This window comes from Stenotrophomonas sp. YJH_SMC_16, from assembly GCF_059367875.1.
Map to the genome: position 1 here is coordinate 263,691 of NZ_JCAFRH010000003.1, position 17,934 is coordinate 281,624.

A 17,934-nucleotide genomic window follows, 5' to 3' on the forward strand; every position below is an offset into this window, starting at 1 on the left:
AGGGCCATGAAGGCCCTGCAGCGGTCTCGTGCACCCCCACGCACGACGTTTTCCCCGCTACTTCAGCCTGAGGGTCAAACGCAATGAATTGTGCACACGCTTCACTCCCACCCCCTGCACTGCTGCCACTGGCACTGGCCCTAGCGATCAGTGGCCCGGCCCAGGCGCAGGACCGCCCAGCGGCGGCCGGCGGCGATACCACCACCGATGATGCGGTCGCCCTGGACACCGTGGAAGTTCGCGGTGTACGCCAGAGCCTGATCTCGGCACAGGCGATCAAGCAGGCCACCCGCCAGGTGGTCGACGCCATCGTTGCCGAAGACATCGGCAAGTTCCCGGACAACAACGTCGTCGAGGCACTGCAGCGGGTGACCGGTGTGCAGACCACTGGCCGTGGCGGTGGCGAGGTGGCCGGGGTGACCATCCGCGGGCTGGGGGATGCCTCCACCACGATCAACGGGCGGCAGATGTTCACCTCCACCGGGCGCTCGGTGGCGCTGGCCGATATCCCGGCGAGCCTGCTTTCGGAAGTGACCGTGTACAAGACCCGCTCGGCCGATCTGGTCGAGGGCGGCATCGCCGGGCAGATCGACATCCGCACGCATCGGCCACTGGATTTCGACGGTTCCAAGGTTTCGGTCGCCGCGCGCGGCATCCACGCCAGCAATACCGGAAAGTTCGATCCCAACCTCAGCGCGCTGTTCAGCGATCGCTGGTCCACCCGCGCCGGTGAGTTCGGTGCCCTGCTCAACCTGAGCTACGCGCGCACCAACTACCGCGACGAGAACATCTGGAATGGTTCGGCCGACCCCTACTTCGCCGATACCTTCCAGCGCGTTCCCGAGTTCGGGGCCAACGGCCAGCGCATCGTCGACCGCGGCACGCCCCTGTCCACGACGCCCGGCTCCACCCTCGATGTCGATGGCACACAGCGCGAGTACGTGCTGCTGCGCGATGCCCTGGGCGGCTGGAACCGCTTTGGCGAACGCAAGCGACCGGCTGCCAACCTGGCCCTGCAGTTCCAGCCCAATGACTGGTCCGAGTACACCTTCGAGGCGTTCTACAACGGCTACCGCAATACCGATTCCAACTCGTTGCTGTTCGCCTTCGCCAACAACCCTGACCGCTACCAGGACAGCGTGCTGTACCCGGACAGCAACGTGGTCAAGGAAAACTACATCAACAACCCGTACATCTTCACCAGCACCCAGGCGCGCAACGCCAGGACCGATACGTTCCAATACGCGCTGGGTGGAAAGTGGGAGTTCACCGACAACTTCAAGCTGAAGTCTGAAGTGGTCTACCAGACCTCACAGTACGACTGGCATAACCAGATCCTGGACATGGGCAGCGTGCGCCACAGGATGGCGGTCGACTTCAACAACGCAGGCTCGGGCACGCCCTCGCTGTCCTTCCCGGACAACCCTGCCACCGCGGACATCGACGAGAGCGACCTGACCGATCCACGCGGCTGGGGCCTGGCCTGGTACTACGACCAGCATGGCCGCGACAAAGGTGATGCACTGACCTGGCAGACCGACGGCGAGTACCGCTTCGACGCCGGTTTCTTCGAATCGCTGAAGTTCGGCGTGCGCCTTGATCGTCGCAGCGCGACCTCGCAGGCCGGTGACCGCTCGGCCGACTGCGGTACAGTGGCCAATTGTGCCAGCCAGCGTGATGTGGACCTGCACCCGGATCTGTACCGGACCAGCCCGGCCTCGTTCTACTCCGGCGAGGCCAACTTCCCGCGGCGCTGGATCATTGCCGACCACCAGTACCTTCTCTCGCACTCGGATGACATGCGGGCACTCTATGGTTTCAGCAGTGGCCGTCCGCTGTATGACCCGGCACGCTTCTTCGATATCGAAGAGAACACCTACGCCGCCTACCTGCAGACCGACTTCAGTACCGACCTGCCGGTGGGCGTGCTCGATGGCCAGGTCGGCGTACGCGCAGTGCGTGCCCGCACCGAGATGAGCTACAACAGTCTTGTCCAGGGCTGGGTGCCGACGTCCATGGGCAAGAGCCGTACCGACGTCCTGCCCAGCGCAGTGCTGCGCTGGCACGCGACGGAAAAGCTGAGGGCCCGCCTTGCCTACGGCGAGACCATCAGCCGCCCGGCGTTCGCCCAGCTCAACCCGGCCATGGTGTTGACGCCCCCCTCTTCCACCGCGGCCACATTCGGCTACGCCACCAGCGGCAACCCGAACCTGGCGCCCGTGGATGCCAAGACCATCGACCTGGGCCTGGAGTACTACTTCAGCGCCAGCAACAGCATCTACGCCGTGGCCTTCCTGCGCGATGTCGATGGCTTCATCTTCAACGCCGACCGCAGCATCACCGTCGACGACCGCAGCCCGGCACTGAACGGCAACTATGTGCTGACCTCACCGCAGAATGCCGGTGCCGGTACGCTGAAGGGCCTCGAACTGGGCTTCCAGTACTTCCCGGACAACGTGCCCGAGTGGCTGCGTGGCATCGGCATCCAGGGCAACTACACCTGGATCGACGGCGAATCCAAGGACCCGGTATACGACGAGGCGGACTCCACCCGGCTGCTGGGCTACAAGACCAACCCACTGATCGGTGTCTCCGACTGGTCCTACAGCGTGGTGCTGATGTACGAGCGCGGCCGCTTCTCCTCGCGCCTGTCCTGGGTGGACCGGGACAAGTTCCTGACCAGCTACAACTATTGCTGCTCGATGCCTACCCAGGTGTGGTCGGCAGGCGAAGGCTCGATGGACCTGCAGTTCAGCTGGCAGGCCACGCCTTCGCTGGTGCTGACCCTGGATGCCACCAACCTCACCGGCGAGAAGTACCAGGATTACTACGGCAACCGCCAGTTGTTCAACCTGGGCACCAGCATGTTCAGCCGTACCTATGCGGTCGGCCTGCGCTACCAGTTTTGATCCTTTTCACTCTGCACCGCGGCCGTCGGCGGGCCCACCAGGTGCACTACCCGAGGCGGGCCTGCCGATCCGCATGTAATGGCAACAGGAGGAACACTGATGCCCATCAATTCAAACGGAAACCGTCGGCCGTGGTTGCGCCGGCTCCCGCTCGCACTGGCCGCGCTGGCCTTGGTTAGCGGCCTCGCCAACGCCGCCGAGGTCAAGGTGCGTGCCACGCTCAAGGCCGATCAACCCGGACCGCAGGTGTCCAAGCACATCTTCGGCCAGTTCGCCGAGCACCTGGGCACTGGCATCTACGGCGGCCTATGGGTCGGCGTGGATTCACCGATCCCCAATACCCGCGGATACCGCAACGACGTGATGGCCGCACTGAAGGCCATCGAGGTGCCCAACGTGCGCTGGCCGGGAGGGTGCTTCGCAGATGAGTACCACTGGCGAGATGGCGTCGGACCGCGCGAGAAGCGCCCGACCAGCATCAACACCCACTGGGGTGGCGTGGAAGAGAACAACGCCTTCGGCACCCACGAGTTCATGGAGTTCACCGAACTGCTGGGCACCGACGCCTACGTCGCCGGCAACGTTGGCAACGCACCTGCCGACGAAATGGCGCAATGGGTGGAGTACATGACCGCCCCGACCCGCTCCACCCTGGCCGAAGAGCGCCGTGCCAATGGCCGCGACAAGCCCTGGAAGGTGCCGTACTTCGGCGTGGGCAACGAGCTGTGGGGCTGCGGTGGGAACATGCGTCCGGAGTACGCTGCTGATCTTTACCGCCGCTACCAGACCTTCGTGAAGGCACCGGCCGACCAGAAGATCCTGAAGATCGCCCCCGGCGCCAACGTGGACGATTACAACTGGACCGAAGTGATGATGCGCGAGGCCGGCAAGTTCATGGACGGCCTGAGCCTGCATTATTACGTGGTGCCCGGGCAGTGGCCGCCGCGCGCCTCTTCAACCGACTTCGACGAGGACGGCTGGATCGAGACGCTGTCTGAAGCGCTGCGCATGGACGAGCTGATCACCAAGCACAGCGCGATCATGGACAAGTACGACCCGGAGAAGAAGGTTGCCCTGGTCGTGGACGAATGGGGCACCTGGTACATGGGCGTGCCGGGCGTCAACCCGGGCTTCCTGCACCAGCAGAACACGCTGCGTGATGCGATGGTGGCCTCGCTGACGCTGGATATCTTCACCCAGCATGCCGACCGTGTGCGCATGGCCAACATCGCGCAGATGATCAACGTGCTGCAGGCGATGATCCTCACCGATGGCAACCGCATGCTGTTGACGCCGACCTATCACGTGTTTGCGATGTACAAGCCGTACCAGGACGCCACCCATCTGCCGATGCAGTTGCAGGCGCCCAAGTACACGTACGGCAAGTACACGGTGCCGGCTGTGCATGGTTCGGCTGTGAAGGCCAAGGATGGGCATGTGTACGTGGCGCTGACCAACCTGGATCCGGACAACGCGGCCAGCGTGAGCGTGCAGGTCGATGGCTTGGCCTCGGCTTCCTCGGTCAGCGGGCAGATCCTCAGTGCACCGGCGATCACTTCGTTGAACACCTTCGACAAACCCGATGCGGTGGTACCGCAGGCGTTTACCGGTGCAGACCTCCGTGGGGGTTCGCTGCAGGTGAAGCTGCCAGCCAAGGCGATCGTGATGCTGAAGCTGCAGTAAGGACTGTTGGACCTCGCAGCCGGCACCTCTCCGGCCGGCTGCGAGGTAGGGATGGACGCTGTAGGTGCCGCGACCTGACGCCCGCGGCATCCATCAACAATAAGCGACCGCCATCCTCAGCTTGAGGGCGGCATTCAAGTGCGTGCTCCCTACTTGATCTTTCGCTGGGGGTTCGCTACCGTTTCCCCACGACATTATTCGTGGTCGGCGCACGCGCAAATTACGGATTCTCTTTTCTCACTTGTCTGAACCAGTGGGGGGTGGATCCGCGCGTCAGCGTCATCAGCCTCCTGCACCTTACCTAGGAAGCTGAACAATGGCAGATATCATCCCTTCCCTGCTCGCCACCCGTGAACGTCGCAAGCACAAAGGGCGTACGCTTGCGCGTATTGATACCGAGCAGAAGATGCTTGCCTCCGGCCCGCTTGGCCCCGAGCGACTGGTGCTCAACATTGCGATTGACTACATGGAACGCCACCCTGGCATGTCCTTCAGCGAAGCAGTTTTCGCGGCGCAAGCATACTGCGATCGAGCGCATAGCTAAGCAAGGGCGGCCATGAAGAATCGCACGACCACTTCCGTTTCGCACAACGGCACGACTTACGTTCTCAGCGTAGGCCGCTGGCTTGGCCACCTCCACAGCGATCTCTCAGAAGCACTCCTCGAGATTGCGACTGAGGACCTCTATCTGCCAAATGGACAGACAGCGGACGCTTACAAGGCTGAAAGAAAGGCTGAGTACTCCACCCTGCCCGACAAGCCATACCCGTCTGCCAAGAAGCATCTAAATAGCTGCTCAAAGCGCGATTTTGGACTTGAGTGGGACGAGCTCATCAAGAAGCTCAAACAGGTCATAAATGAAAGGTGCATCCCCCTTCTGATGGCGCGACACACGCTTTCGCTGGCGGAGAAGAATGTAATTCTGCTGGCCGCAAGCAATGGACATGTCGGTGCCATGTACTGGATCGGCACGACACTCAGGGGCATCAAGGATGACAACTGCCTGAGGTGGCTATCAATGGCTCACAACCTGGGCCATGTCGGGGCATGCTACGAAATGGCAGCCCATCTTACATCGATGGGCAACCACACCGAAGCGTTGCGATGCCAGATCGTATCCGCCGATGGAGGATGCGATCTTGCCCTTATGAGCCTCTTTAGTTTGGATGTCCTTCTCAATATTGGGAAGAGCGAGGACACCCGCCCTCTAGAGAACATGCTCGATGAACTCACAGCGACCCACTCTTCATGCGCTCGATATCTACAGGGGGTGTTGCTTCTTTTAGAAGGAAAGCAATCTGACGGAATTGCTGCTCTAGAGGCTTTCTCAAATGCCCCCAAGAGGCAACCACCGAAAGATTCACTTGATGTGGTTCATGAGAACCAAATCGAGGCTATCAGTGAGTTTGTTGGAGGCCTACTGAAAGATATCGCTTTGGGAGTGCAACCACTGAACGCAATTTCAGATCGTTGCAAGCAGAAGGACTTCATCAGCTTCAGGGACTACGATGAATTGATCGCAACTGCTGCGAGGATGCCCTAGCGCGCCGCAACGTCCTGCAGGACGTTGCGGCAAGGCTGTCGGGTAATGAGCTTGGCCCGTGTCTGCGGCCCATGAAAAACCCCGCCGAAGCGGGGTCGTCTAACTCACTTAAACGAAACCTGTGGCCAACCTTCGCGATCATAGGTGAGTGGCAGCAACTGCAGCTTAGGGAGGCCATCGTCCTTGGGATCGTAGGCATGGAACACCAGGTAGTCCTTGCCGCCGTCGCGCAGCACGCTGTTGTGACCCGGACCGATCCAGCGGCTGTTGCCGCGCAGCACTTCGGTGCCGCCGCCCTGGTCCAGGCGCTTGCCGTCGCGATCCAGGTACGGGCCCTGGAGGGTGCGTGAGCGGCCGACCATCACCCGGTAATCGCTCTTGATGCCTCGGCAGCAATGGTCCCAGGACAGGTAAAGGTAGAACCAGCCGTCATGGTGGACGATATGTGGCGCTTCCAGTGCCGCGGGTTCCGGCTCGGCATCATCTACCAAGATCGAGCGCTCGCGCTTGGCGATGGTGTGCCATTCCTGCGGCTCAGCCAAGCTGCGACGGTCAGGGCCCAGCTTGACCAGCTTCAACCCGCCCCAGAACGAGCCGAACGACAGCCACGGCGTGCCGTCGACATCGTCGATCGGGTTGCCGTCGATGGCATTCCACAGGTCACGTTGCGGAATCGAGCGCAGCAGCGTGCCGTGATCCACCCAATTGAAGGCCGGATCCGCCGGGTCCAGCGTGGTGTTGGTGGCCACGCCAATCGCCGAGGTGTTCTTGCCACCGGACGAGATCGAGTAGTACAGCGTGTAAACGCCATCGTGGAAGGAGATTTCCGGCGCCCAGATGTGGCCGTTGAAACCCGAAACGATGTGCTCCGTCCACGCAGGGCTCTGCGCGAACACCGGTGCCTGCTGCACCCACTTCTTCAGGTCTTTGGAACTCCACACGCTGACGCCAGGACCGGTGGTGAAAAGGTACCAGGTATTACCTTGGCGCTGGATCACCGGGTCATGCGCCAGCACGTCCGACGTTGGCCCCTTATTGGTGGCTGCCGCCGGCGGTGCATTCAGCATGTTGGTGTGTCCTGGCTGCGCTGTGCTTACCGGCTGCGCCAGCACATCGGCTGCCGGCAGCGCCAAGGCCAGGCACAGGGCGAGACCCAACGAACGGTGCCTCATGCCTGCACCTCCCGCACTGGACGGCCAAACACCGGCATGCCCTGAGCGTCCCACTGCAGCGGCTGCACACAGGCATGGCGATCGGGGTTCCACAACGGGTCTCCCTCGATGCCGACGTAGTTGCGTGCGTGATACACCATCAGATCGGTCCGTCCGTCTTCGCTGGTCGTAAAGCTGTTGTGCCCTGGACCAAAGACCTCGCGCTCAGAATCGCTGCTGAACACCGGCACCGGCGACTTGCTCCAGCTGGCCGGATCGAGCAAGTCGGCGTTCTCATCGGCCCACAGCAGGCCCATGGCGTAGCGCTCGTCGGTAGCGCTGGCCGAATAGGTGACGAACACCTTGCCGTTGCGCACCAGCACCGCCGGACCTTCATTGACCGCGAAGCCCTGCACTTCCCAGTCCAGTTCCGGCCTGGTGAGCAGCACCGGCTCGCCTGCCAGAGTGGTCGGCGTGGCCAGGGGCGCGATGTACAGGTTGGAGTTGCCAGCGATGTCCGGGTGCTTCTGGGCCCACAGGTAGTAATCCCGGCCGCGAAGACGGAAACGCGTTGCATCCAGGCAGAACGCGTCAATTCCGCTATCCACCTGGCCGGCAAACGCCCACGTACCGGTCATCGGATCGGCATCGGCGCAACGCAAGGCGTACATGCGGTGCTGGAACAGCGCGTCCTTGATCTCGCGGGTCGGCGCGGCGGCGAAGTAGACATACCAGCCGTCTTCGAAGCGATGCACTTCCGGTGCCCAGATCAACTGGCTCCAGGCGCCTTCGGCCGGCGCACGCCACAGCACGCGCTCCTCGGCTGTAACAAGCCCCGGCAGGGTCGGCGCACGACGCAGCACGATGCGATCGTACTCAGGTACCGATGCAGTGAAGTGGTAGTGGCCGTCTTCGCGCAACACGAAGGGGTCGGCGCGGTTGAGGATGAAGGGGTTGGTCTGGATCATGGCATACATTCCGTGGTGCGTTGGGATATCGGCAGTGGCGCTTGTCCGCCGCCTGCTGGCGCCTGCTCGGGTACGATCTGCTCCTTGAGCGTGAGGTAGTACTCATCAGTGATTCGGTAACGGAACATCAGCGCCCCCATAAGTGCATGGAAGGCACCGGGGATGATGGTCAGCATCAAAGCGATACCGGTCAGCGACAGTGCGCTCTGCGCCTGATCAGGCACGTAATCGAAGGCCGCCAGAAGCACGCCGACGATGGCACCGGCCACGCCCATGCCGGCCTTTTGGCAGAACGAGATGCCGCCGAAGGACATGCCAGCCGCGCGCTTACCGCTGCGGGCATGGCCGTAATCCACCGCCTCGGCAATGGCCGACCAGAACACCGGCGCATGCAGATCGACCACGAAGCAGATGAGGAAGTAGAGGACGAAGGCCAACACGGTGTCGCCCGGCTTGACCAGCAGATACATGGCTACGCTGAGGAGGCCGACGGCCAACTGGCTATAGCGGAACAGCTTGATCTTGCAGTACACCTTGGTGATCCAAGTCGAGGCTACCATCGCCAGGATCGCCGCGACCACGCCGGTCGCCATGAACGCAGACATCAGCGCCGCATCACCGCCAAGGAAGTACTTCGCGTAATAGGCCGCCACCGAACCACGGATCACGTAGCCGATGGTACCGATCACGCAGACCGCGCCGAGTACCAGCCACTGGTCGTTGCGCAGCAGCAGCTTGATCTGCTCGCGTATCGGTTTGCGGTCCACCTCGTGCTGGATCCGCTCCCGGGTGCTGGCAAAGCAGAACAGGAACAGCACGGTGGCCATCAGCCCCATCAGGCCCATCGCCCATTTGTAGCCGTCCGCGAGGTTGCCGCCGCTGCTCCAGACCACCGCCAGCTGCGGTACCACGATGGTGACCAGGAACGCGGCCACCTTGGCGAAGAACAGCCGGTAGCCATTGGCGGAGAGGCGCTGCTGCGGATCGGCGGTCAACACGCCGATCAACGAGATGTACGGAATGGTCACCGCGGTGAAGATCAGCATAACCAGCAGGTACGTCGCGTAGGCCCAGGCCAGTTTCAGGTTGTACGAGAGGTCAGGCGTGGTGAAGGTCAGGAACACCGAAATACCGAAAGGCACCGCCATGATCAGGAAGTACGGCCGGTAGCGACCCCAGCGTGTCGTGTGGCGGTCGGTGAACACGCCCATCAGCGGGTCGGCAAACGCATCGATCAGCCGGACCACGATGAACAGCAGCGCCACATCGGTGGGCTTCAGGCCATAGATGTCGGTGTAGAAGAACGTGATGATCAACATCATCGACGAGATGACCACGTTCACCGCCATATCGCCGGCACCGTAGCCGATCTTCTCGACCACGCTCAACTTCTGGTTCTGCATGCGCCCTCCTCTTGAGCTCCTGCATTGCTTGGCTTGCCTCGGCCGTGCCCTCCACGCCGGAGCATTCTTTCGTTGTTCAGCTCATTTCAAGGGACTCTGTTCCGGCTCTGGCCTGCATGGATGGCGAGAATATCCGCTTCCCCGCCTGCTGCGAATGCGACCAACGGCGGGCCGCGACGGTGGATCAGAACTGAGGCAGCTTCTCCCACTTCGGGCGCACGCGCAGATGCACGGAGTAACGCTCATGCAGGATCTGATGGAACGGCACCAGCTCCAGCGTGCCATCGATGCCTTCGGCCTCGAACACCAGGGCTTGCCCGGGCCGTGCGGTGGCCCAAGCGGCGTCGCCCTGCTGGTAGACCGTTGGCAACTGCTGGCCATGGATCCGGTTGAGCGAGGGGCGCTGATCGGACACGTGCAACTGCGCAGCGGGAATGCCGTCTGTGCCCATGCGCGCGGCCAGCACCAGCGGTCCGAACATCATGGCCTGCAGGCTGGGCTCATCCGGCAGCGGTGCAGCGTGCAGCGCCATCGGCAGTTCCAGTTGCACCACATCACCATCGACAAAGCGGCGCTGCAGGCTGGCATAGCTGCCAGGCTGCAACGGCAGATCCTGCAGCACGCCGTTCAGGCGCAGCCGCGCGCCGGTTGCCCAGCCGGGAATGCGCAGGCGCAGGGTCAGCTGCTGCGGTTTACGCAGCTCAAAGCGCAGCGTGCTGCCCTGCTCTTCCGGGAAACGGGTCTGCTGGGTCAGGCGCAGGCCACGTTCGGGCCAGTCCAGCCGCGAAGCGATGTACAGGTTGACGCTGAGCCCGGCATCGCCGTGGAAATAGATGGTGTCCTGTGCCTTGGCGAACTCCTCGGCCCCCGTGCCCGTACAGCACCAGAAGGAGGCATCGGGTGTATTGAACAGTTTCCGGTAGCCGGCATCCATGGGCACGAAGTACATCATCATGCCGCTGGCATCCTGGGTGCCCAGGCGCGCGTTGAACATCACCCGCTCGTAGTAATCCATGTAGCGTGCGTCGGGCTTCCAGCCATGCAGGTGGCGGCTCAGCTTGAGCATGTTGTAGCTGCAGCAGCACTCGTGGCTGTGGCCACTGAGGCGACCGGCCAGGTGGCCGGGGCGGCCGAAGTGCTCGTAGTCGCTGGTGCCACCGGTGCAGTACGTATGGTGCGCCACCACCTGCTGCCAGAAGTACTCAGCCAGGCCACGCTGCGCCTGGTCGCCAGTCACTTCGTACGCACGGGCACTGGCTACAATCTTGGAAATCTGGGTATTGGCATGCAGCCCGTCCAGGGCGTCACGCCGCTCGCGGAGCGGCTGCAACAGGCTGGGCTGGTCGTAGCGGGCGGCCCAACGGAGGTAGTCCTCCCTGCCTGTCTGCAGATACAGCTCCAGTAGCGATTCGTGTACGCCGCCGAACTCCACTTTCAGGATGTCCAGCCAGCGCGCGTCATCGAACTGATCCATCCACGTCCCGAGCCAGTTGGCCAGGCGGATCGCAGTCTGCATTGCCTGCGCGTTTTCGCAGTGGCGCGCCATGTCCAGGTGGCCAGCGATGATCTTGTGCAGGGTGTAGATCGGCACCCACACCTCGGTGCCTGCGGCCAGCCGATCGTAGAACTCGCTCGGGTATGCACCGAGATAGCCGTCGGCGGCCTGGCACTGCGCCAGGCCGTCGACCAGCGCATCTGCCTTGCGCTTGAGCGCCTCGTCGCCAGTGGAGGCCACCAGCAGAGCACAGGCAGAGAGGTAGTGGCCGCCGCTGAAGTGGCCGCGGATTTCGCAGTGTGGAGACTCCCAGCCACCCAGCGGCTCGGCGCTGGAAGGAAGGCCTGCGGTGACACGGAAGCTGTGCAACAGGCGCTCATTGGGCAACGACATCAGGAAGCGACGGTTGCGCTGCTTGGCCTGCAGGAAAGGCCCGTCCCCTAGAGTGACCTGGCCCAGTGTGAACGGCTGCTCCTGCCACTGCACCGTCGCATGGCGTGCCGGTGCTGCCGGCGTGGCAGTCACCGCAGCCGACGCAGGCAACGCTGCCGAGGCCGTGATGGCAGCGGCACAGGCCGCACCTGCCTGCAGGATGTCGCGACGGCTCCAGCCATGTCCGGAGGACGCCTGCGTGTCATCGGTGCTCATCAATACTCTCCCTTTGGGCTGCGGCCAGCGGCCAGCGCGCGTTGCAGCAGGCAGAACACCAGCAGCAGCACGCCAACGGCAATGCGTGTCCACCAGGAGCTGAGCGTCCCGTCGAACACAATCAAGGTCTGGATCTGGCCCAGGATCAACACGCCGAACAGCGTGCCTGCGACGTAGCCGCAACCACCGGACAGAAGCGTGCCGCCGATCACCACGGCTGCGATGGCATCCAGTTCCAGGCCCAGTGCGTGCTGGCTGTAGCCGGACAGCATGTACAACGCATAGACCACGCCGGCCAGCGCGGCGCAGAAGCCGCTCAGCGCATACACCGAAACCACGGTACCGCGCACAGGCAGCCCCATCAGCCGCGCGGAGGCAGGGTTTCCGCCCACTGCGTAGACCGCGCGGCCAAACCGGGTCCAGACGGCCAGCAACACACCGGCCAGCACTACCGCGAGGGCGATGCCGGCGCCAAGGGTAAGTGATGCGCCCGGCAGCACCGGCACACGAACGCTCGCCAAGCTCACCAGTAACGGTTGGTCGATGTTGATCGAATCAACACTGAGCAGGGTTGCCGCGCCGCGCGCGAGGAACATGCCTGCCAGCGTCACCACGAACGGTGCCAGCATATAGCGTTGGATCAACCAGCCCATCAGCGCACCGAAGCCGGTGCCCAGCGAGAGGACCAGAGCAATCGCCAGCAGCGGCGGGCAACCGTGGCGCTGCACCAGCTCGGCCAGCAATACAGTGGAAAAGGCCAGCACCGCGCCTACAGAGAGGTCGATGCCGCCGGCCAGGATCACGAATGTCATGCCGACGGCGACGATCAGCAGGAAGCCATTGTCAATGAGCAGATTGGCAAACACCTGCGGTGACAGGAAGCCATCGAACATCATGCCGCCGGCCAGCGACATCGCCACGAACAGGGCGATGGTCACCATCAGCGGCAGGTGTGCCGCCTGCCAGCGGCGCGCACGGGGTGCAGGCAGCACCGGGTTGCCAATGGCGCTCATCGGCTGCCTCCCTTGCCACCGCGCGCGAGCACGCTGCGTACGCCGTTGCGGAACTCGCTGGATTGCAGCAGCATCACCGCAAATACCAGCAACGCCTTGACCAGGAGGTTGACCTGCGGTGGCACGCCGATGGCATAGATGGTCGAGGTGAGGGTCTGGATGATCAGCGCACCGATCGCACTGCCGGCCAGGCTGAAGCGGCCACCACTGAGCAAGGTGCCGCCCAGGCTGACCGCGAGGATCGCGTCGAGCTCGAACAACTGGCCAGCGCTGTTGGCATCGGCACTGCTGACGTTGGCACTGACCAGCAGGCCGGCTATACCGGCGCACAAGGCACAGAACACATACACCGCCAAGGTGATGCTGCGGGTACGGATGCCGGCCCCGTGGGCCGCCGCCGGGTTGTGGCCGATGGCGCGCAGGAACAGGCCCAGTGCGGTGCGCGAAATCAGCAGCAGCAGTGCTGCCAGCACCAGCAACGCGATCCACACCGGCACGGGCAGGCCAAGCAGGAAGCCGGTGCCGAGCCAGGCATACGACGGGTAGTAGACGGTGAGGATCTGTCCATCACTGATCAGCTGGGCGATACCGCGTCCTGCCACCATCAGCACCAGCGTGGCGATGATCGGCTGCATGCCGGCCTTGACCACCAGGGCACCGTTCCAGAGCCCACACAGCAGTGCCGCCAGCAAGGCAGCAGCGATGGCCAGCAGCACGGGCCAGGGCCCACCCAGGCCCGCCGCCAGCACGTGGCCCAGCGTCCAGGTCGCCACGGTGGCGGCGATGGCCACTACCGCGCCCACTGAGATGTCCAGCCCGCGTACGGCGATGACCAGGGTCATGCCCATCGCCACCAGCATCAGCGGCGCGGCGCGGTTGAGGATGTCGATCAGGTTGCCGTACAGATGTCCGTCCCGCCATTGCAGCTGCAGGAACCCGGGGTTGAACAGCCCATTGCCTGCCAACAGCAGCAGCAAGGTCAGCAGCGGCCAGAACAGCGGCCAGGAAATCACGTTGCGCCATGCCGCAGGGGGTGCCGCGATCGCGTGGTCAGTACGGGAAGAAGAAGCAGACATCAGGCGGCCCTCGTCTCGTGCCCGGCAATGAGTTCCAGCACCTGCGCCTGGCTGCTGCCAGCAGGCAGAACGCCGGCCATGTGGCGCTCGCGCAGGACCGCGATGCGATCACCGAGGCGGGTCAGTTCTTCGATCTCGGCCGAGATGAACAGCACAGCCATGCCCTGCCCGGCCAGTCGCGCGACTTCGCCCATGATTTCCTGCTTGGCTGCGATGTCGATGCCGCGGGTGGGCTCGTCGAGCACCAGCAGGCGCGGTTCGGTCAACAGCCAGCGTGCCAGCACCACCTTCTGCTGGTTGCCACCGGAGAGCAGGCCGATCGGTGTGTCGATATCGGCGGTCTTGATCCCCAGCGCTTGTACCCAATGGCTGGCCAGCCGCCGCTGTTCTGCCGGCGCAAGCGCGCGGGTCCAACCTTGCCGCGCCTGCAGGGCCAGAATGATGTTCTCGCGCACGCTGAGCTCGGCCACGATGCCCTCGGTCTTGCGTTCTTCCGGGCACAAGGCGATGCCGGCCGCAATGGCATCGGCCGGATGCCGCCACTGCCTGGCCGCACCGTCCAGCCGCAGCTCGCCCGCTTCAGGGCGATCAAGGCCGAACAGGAGACGGGCCAGCTCAGTGCGCCCCGACCCGAGCAGGCCGGCCAGCGCAAGCACTTCACCCTCGTGGATGGTCAGGTAAACCGGCTGAAGTGCACCTCGGCGCGCCAATCCCTGCAGCTCGATCACCGCAGCGCCCTGCCTGAGAGCAGCAGCGTCCGCCTTGCGGCCCCCGGCCAGCGCAACCTCGCGCCCGACCATGGCCGATACCAGCGCCGCCTGCGGTAGCGCCGTGGCCAGGTACTCACCCACCAACCGGCCGTTGCGCAGCACGGTGATGCGATCACTGACCGCATACACCTGATCGAGGAAGTGGGTCACGAACAGAATCGCCATGCCTTGTGCGCGCAGCTGCCGCATCACGCGGAACAGTTCCTGCACCTCATCCTCGTCCAGGCTTGAGGTCGGCTCATCGAGGATCAACACGCGCGCGGACACGTCCACAGCGCGGGCAATCGCCACCATCTGCTGTATTGCCACCGGATGGCTGCCCAATGGGCTGCGCACGTCCACCTGCACGCCTACGCCCTGCAGTACCGCTTCGGCATGCGCATTGATCTTCGCCCAGTCAACCAGGCCGAAGCGACGTGGATAGCGACCAGCGAAGATGTTCTCGGCCACGGACAGGTTTGGGCACAGGTTCACTTCCTGGTACACCGTGCTGATGCCCAGGTCCTGCGCCTGAACCGGGGTCGCCGGTGCAATCGGCTGGCCGCCAAGCAGAATCTGCCCCTGATCGCCGGCAATGACGCCGGTAATCACCTTGATCAGGGTGGACTTGCCGGCCCCGTTCTGGCCCATCAGCGCATGGATCTCACCTGCACGCAGGCACAGGTCCACCTCCTCCAACGCGACCGTGCCAGCAAAGCGCTTGCCGATCCCTCGTGCCTGCAGGACAGGCACGGCATTGCCGTGATCAGGAATCACCGGCGCTTCCTCAGTAACCGCGTCGCGGGAGTTCGGCGGCAGCCTGGTCCTGGGTGAACACGCCTTCCTCGACCACCACACGTTGCGGCACCGGCTTGCCGGCCACCACGTCGGCCAGCAGCCCGGCCAGCTGGTTGCCGAACAAGGGGTTGCACTCAACGGTGGCATTGAGCTTGCCCGCCTTCATCGCCTCGAAGGCCCCGCGCACCCCATCGATGGAGACGATGCGGATGTCCTGCCCCGGCTTGAGGCCGGCCTCTTCGATGGCCTGGATGGCGCCAATCGCCATGTCGTCGTTGTGGGCAAACAACACATCGATGTTGCGGCCTTCGGACTTCAGGAACGCTTCCATCACTTCCTTGCCCCGCGCGCGGGTGAAATCGCCGCTCTGCGAGCGCACCACGGTGAAGCGCGGGTCAGCCTCGATGATTTCGTGGAAGCCCTTCATGCGGTCATTGGCCGGCGCCGAACCCACCGTGCCCTGCAGCTCGGCGATGCGAACCGGGCCCTCGTGGTCCTTGCGGTCTTCAAGCAGCCAACGCCCTGCACGGCGGCCTTCTTCGACGAAATCCGAGCCAATCAGTGAGGTGTACAGCGAGGGATCGGACACCTTGACTGCACGATCGGTCAGCACCACCGGAATGTTGGCCGCCTTGGCTTCGCGCAACACGTTTTCCCAGCCCGACTCGACCACCGGCGAGAACGCGATGACGTCCACACGCTGGGCGATGAACGAACGGATCGCCTTGATCTGGTTTTCCTGCTTCTGCTGGGCATCGGAGAACTTCAGGCGGAAGCCCGCCGCTTCCAGGCCTTCCTTGACCGAGCGGGTATTGGCGGTTCGCCATTCGCTTTCCGCACCCACCTGACTGAAGCCGATGGTGGCCTGCGCGGTTTGGGCACCGCCCTTGTCATTGCCGCCGCAACCGCCCAGCAGTGCGCACGCGCCCAGCACGGCACCCAGAACGAAACGTTTGGTATCCATCTTCCCTCCCTCAGATTTCCAGGCCATCACGCACGCGGCCCTCCAGCCAACGTGCGTGATGTGCCGGCAGGCCCCTTCCGCCTGCCGGACTGATTCAAGCCGCGGTGTAGGCGGTCTTGACCGTGGTGTAGAACTCCACCGCGTAACGGCCCTGCTCCCGCGGACCATAGCTGGAGCCCTTGCGGCCGCCGAACGGCACGTGCGGGTCCACACCTGCAGTGGGCAGGTTGACCATCACCATGCCAACCTGTGCGTTGCGCTTGAAGTGGGTGGCGTACTTCAGTGAGGTGGTGACGATGCCACCACACAGACCGAACTCGGTGTCGTTGGCCAGTGCAAGCGCATGGTCGTAGTCACGTGCGCGCAGAACCGCCGCCACAGGCCCGAAGATCTCTTCGCGGGCGATGCGATGGTTGGCCTCGGCAGCAAACAGGGTGGGTGCCAGGAAGTGACCTTCGGTCGCGCACTGCACCTGTTCACCACCAAACAGCAGCTGGCCGCCGTCTTCGTGGCCGGCACGGATGTAGGCCAAATCGGTTTCCAGCTGCGCCTCGCTTGCCACCGGACCAATGTGCACGCTGCTGTCAAGCGGATTGCCGACCTTGATCTGCGCCAGACGCTCCTGCACGCGCTTAACGAAGGCATCGTGGATGCTTTCTTCGACAATCAGGCGGCTGGAGGCAGTGCAGCGCTGGCCGGTGGAGAAGAACGCGCCATTGACCGCACATTCCACGGCCTTGTCGAGGTCGGCATCAGCCAGCACCACCAACGGATTCTTGCCACCCATTTCCATTTGGATCTTCAGCCCGCGCGCAGCGGCCTGGCGATGCAGCGCATTGCCAGTGCCCACCGAACCGGTGAAAGTCAGCGCGTCCAGCTTCGGATGCTCCACCATTGCCTGACCAACCACGCGGCCAGCACCGAGCACCATGTTGAACACACCCTCGGGCAGGCCGGTACGGCTGATGATCTCCGCGATCGCCCAGGCGCAGCCCGGCACGATCTCGGCCGGCTTGAAAACCACGGTGTTGCCGTACGCCAACGCCGGAGCGATCTTCCACGCCGGGATCGCCAACGGGAAGTTCCACGGCGCGATGATGCCGACGACACCGACCGGCTCACGGGTGATTTCCACGTCCACGCCCGGACGGGTGCTGGCCAGACGTTCGCCCGGAATGCGCAGCGCCTCACCGGCAAAGAACTTGAAGATCTGCCCGGCACGGGTGGCCTCGCCGATGCTTTCCCCCAGGGTCTTGCCCTCTTCCAGCGCCAGCAGGCGGCCGAGCTCTTCGCGGCGGGCAATGATCTCGCTGCCGATCGCATCAAGGATGTCGGCACGCTGCTGCGGATTGCTCAAGCCCCAGGCGGGCGCAGCAGCGGCGGCGGCTTCCACCGCCTGCGAGGTCAGTGCAGCGTCGACGCTGCCATAGGCACCGACCGGCGCGCCCAGGTCGGACGGATTTTCATCGACGCCTTCGCTGTTGCCTTCGATCCACTGGCCATTGATGTAACTCTGGAAACGCATGTTCACGGA

13 protein-coding genes are annotated in these 17,934 nt (G+C 63.7%); 4 read left to right on the top strand and 9 right to left on the bottom strand.

The genetic code is table 11. The features are described from left to right. Window positions 1-83 precede the first annotated feature (83 nt). The 4 genes from AC5P6E_RS08735 (at window position 84) to AC5P6E_RS08750 (ending at window position 6,135) form a co-directional block, all read left to right on the top strand. Entirely contained in the window at window positions 84-2,909 is a 2,826-nt protein-coding gene (locus AC5P6E_RS08735; RefSeq protein ID WP_495230865.1) for a TonB-dependent receptor, read from the top strand. A gap of 99 nt (window positions 2,910-3,008) precedes the next feature. Further along, entirely contained in the window at window positions 3,009-4,592 is a 1,584-nt protein-coding gene (locus AC5P6E_RS08740; protein WP_495230866.1) for an alpha-N-arabinofuranosidase, read from the top strand. A 316-nt stretch (window positions 4,593-4,908) separates the two neighbouring features. Beyond that, window positions 4,909-5,136: a hypothetical protein gene (locus AC5P6E_RS08745; RefSeq protein ID WP_495230867.1), complete on the top strand. Its 228-nt coding sequence runs from the start codon at window positions 4,909-4,911 to the stop codon at window positions 5,134-5,136. Between the two features lie 12 nt (window positions 5,137-5,148). Next, entirely contained in the window at window positions 5,149-6,135 is a 987-nt protein-coding gene (locus AC5P6E_RS08750; protein ID WP_495230868.1) for a hypothetical protein, read from the top strand. Between the two features lie 104 nt (window positions 6,136-6,239). Here AC5P6E_RS08750 and AC5P6E_RS08755 read toward each other — a convergent pair whose 3' ends face one another. The 9 genes from AC5P6E_RS08755 to AC5P6E_RS08795 all read right to left on the bottom strand — a co-directional run bounded on the left by AC5P6E_RS08755 (window position 6,240) and on the right by AC5P6E_RS08795 (window position 17,925). After that, window positions 6,240-7,307: an arabinan endo-1,5-alpha-L-arabinosidase gene (locus AC5P6E_RS08755; RefSeq protein WP_495230869.1), complete on the bottom strand. Its 1,068-nt coding sequence runs from the start codon at window positions 7,305-7,307 to the stop codon at window positions 6,240-6,242. After that, the gene (locus AC5P6E_RS08760) at window positions 7,304-8,254 is read right to left on the bottom strand and encodes a glycoside hydrolase family 43 protein (RefSeq protein WP_495230870.1); all 951 of its coding nucleotides are present in this window, start codon (window positions 8,252-8,254) and stop codon (window positions 7,304-7,306) included. Before AC5P6E_RS08760 ends, AC5P6E_RS08755 begins: the two co-directional genes overlap by 4 nt. Further along, window positions 8,251-9,657, bottom strand: a complete 1,407-nt coding sequence (locus tag AC5P6E_RS08765; RefSeq protein WP_495230871.1) for an MFS transporter — start codon at window positions 9,655-9,657, stop codon at window positions 8,251-8,253. The genes AC5P6E_RS08760 and AC5P6E_RS08765 overlap by 4 nt, the downstream gene beginning before the upstream one ends. Before the next feature lie 184 nt (window positions 9,658-9,841). Continuing rightward, complete coding sequence (locus tag AC5P6E_RS08770; protein WP_495230872.1) at window positions 9,842-11,800, bottom strand: glycoside hydrolase family 127 protein; 1,959 nt, start codon at window positions 11,798-11,800, stop codon at window positions 9,842-9,844. Next, on the bottom strand, window positions 11,800-12,813 hold the full coding sequence (gene yjfF, locus AC5P6E_RS08775; RefSeq protein WP_495230873.1) for a galactofuranose ABC transporter, permease protein YjfF: 1,014 nt from the start codon (window positions 12,811-12,813) through the stop codon (window positions 11,800-11,802). The genes AC5P6E_RS08770 and yjfF overlap by 1 nt, the downstream gene beginning before the upstream one ends. Continuing rightward, on the bottom strand, window positions 12,810-13,889 hold the full coding sequence (locus AC5P6E_RS08780; RefSeq protein WP_495230874.1) for an ABC transporter permease: 1,080 nt from the start codon (window positions 13,887-13,889) through the stop codon (window positions 12,810-12,812). Before AC5P6E_RS08780 ends, yjfF begins: the two co-directional genes overlap by 4 nt. Beyond that, window positions 13,889-15,415 carry a sugar ABC transporter ATP-binding protein gene (locus AC5P6E_RS08785; protein WP_495230875.1) on the bottom strand — a complete coding sequence of 509 codons (1,527 nt, stop codon included), beginning with the start codon at window positions 15,413-15,415 and terminating at the stop codon, window positions 13,889-13,891. Before AC5P6E_RS08785 ends, AC5P6E_RS08780 begins: the two co-directional genes overlap by 1 nt. 10 nt (window positions 15,416-15,425) lie before the next feature. Further along, window positions 15,426-16,400, bottom strand: coding sequence for an ABC transporter substrate-binding protein (locus AC5P6E_RS08790; RefSeq protein WP_495230876.1), 975 nt, complete (start codon window positions 16,398-16,400; stop codon window positions 15,426-15,428). Between the two features lie 94 nt (window positions 16,401-16,494). Further along, complete coding sequence (locus AC5P6E_RS08795) at window positions 16,495-17,925, bottom strand: aldehyde dehydrogenase family protein (protein ID WP_495230920.1); 1,431 nt, start codon at window positions 17,923-17,925, stop codon at window positions 16,495-16,497. Window positions 17,926-17,934: the final 9 nt, after the last annotated feature.

Excerpts from the sequence above, each read along its gene's own strand:
- AC5P6E_RS08735 (WP_495230865.1), top strand. The coding sequence starts at position 84 with ATGAATTGTGCACACGCTTCACTCCCACCCCCTGCACTGCTGCCACTG.
- AC5P6E_RS08740 (WP_495230866.1), top strand. The coding sequence starts at position 3,009 with ATGCCCATCAATTCAAACGGAAACCGTCGGCCGTGGTTGCGCCGGCTC.
- AC5P6E_RS08745 (WP_495230867.1), top strand. The coding sequence starts at position 4,909 with ATGGCAGATATCATCCCTTCCCTGCTCGCCACCCGTGAACGTCGCAAG.
- AC5P6E_RS08750 (WP_495230868.1), top strand. The coding sequence starts at position 5,149 with ATGAAGAATCGCACGACCACTTCCGTTTCGCACAACGGCACGACTTAC.
- AC5P6E_RS08755 (WP_495230869.1), bottom strand. The coding sequence starts at position 7,307 with ATGAGGCACCGTTCGTTGGGTCTCGCCCTGTGCCTGGCCTTGGCGCTG.
- AC5P6E_RS08760 (WP_495230870.1), bottom strand. The coding sequence starts at position 8,254 with ATGATCCAGACCAACCCCTTCATCCTCAACCGCGCCGACCCCTTCGTG.
- AC5P6E_RS08765 (WP_495230871.1), bottom strand. The coding sequence starts at position 9,657 with ATGCAGAACCAGAAGTTGAGCGTGGTCGAGAAGATCGGCTACGGTGCC.
- AC5P6E_RS08770 (WP_495230872.1), bottom strand. The coding sequence starts at position 11,800 with ATGAGCACCGATGACACGCAGGCGTCCTCCGGACATGGCTGGAGCCGT.
- yjfF (WP_495230873.1), bottom strand. The coding sequence starts at position 12,813 with ATGAGCGCCATTGGCAACCCGGTGCTGCCTGCACCCCGTGCGCGCCGC.
- AC5P6E_RS08780 (WP_495230874.1), bottom strand. The coding sequence starts at position 13,889 with ATGTCTGCTTCTTCTTCCCGTACTGACCACGCGATCGCGGCACCCCCT.
- AC5P6E_RS08790 (WP_495230876.1), bottom strand. The coding sequence starts at position 16,400 with ATGGATACCAAACGTTTCGTTCTGGGTGCCGTGCTGGGCGCGTGCGCA.
- AC5P6E_RS08795 (WP_495230920.1), bottom strand. The coding sequence starts at position 17,925 with ATGCGTTTCCAGAGTTACATCAATGGCCAGTGGATCGAAGGCAACAGC.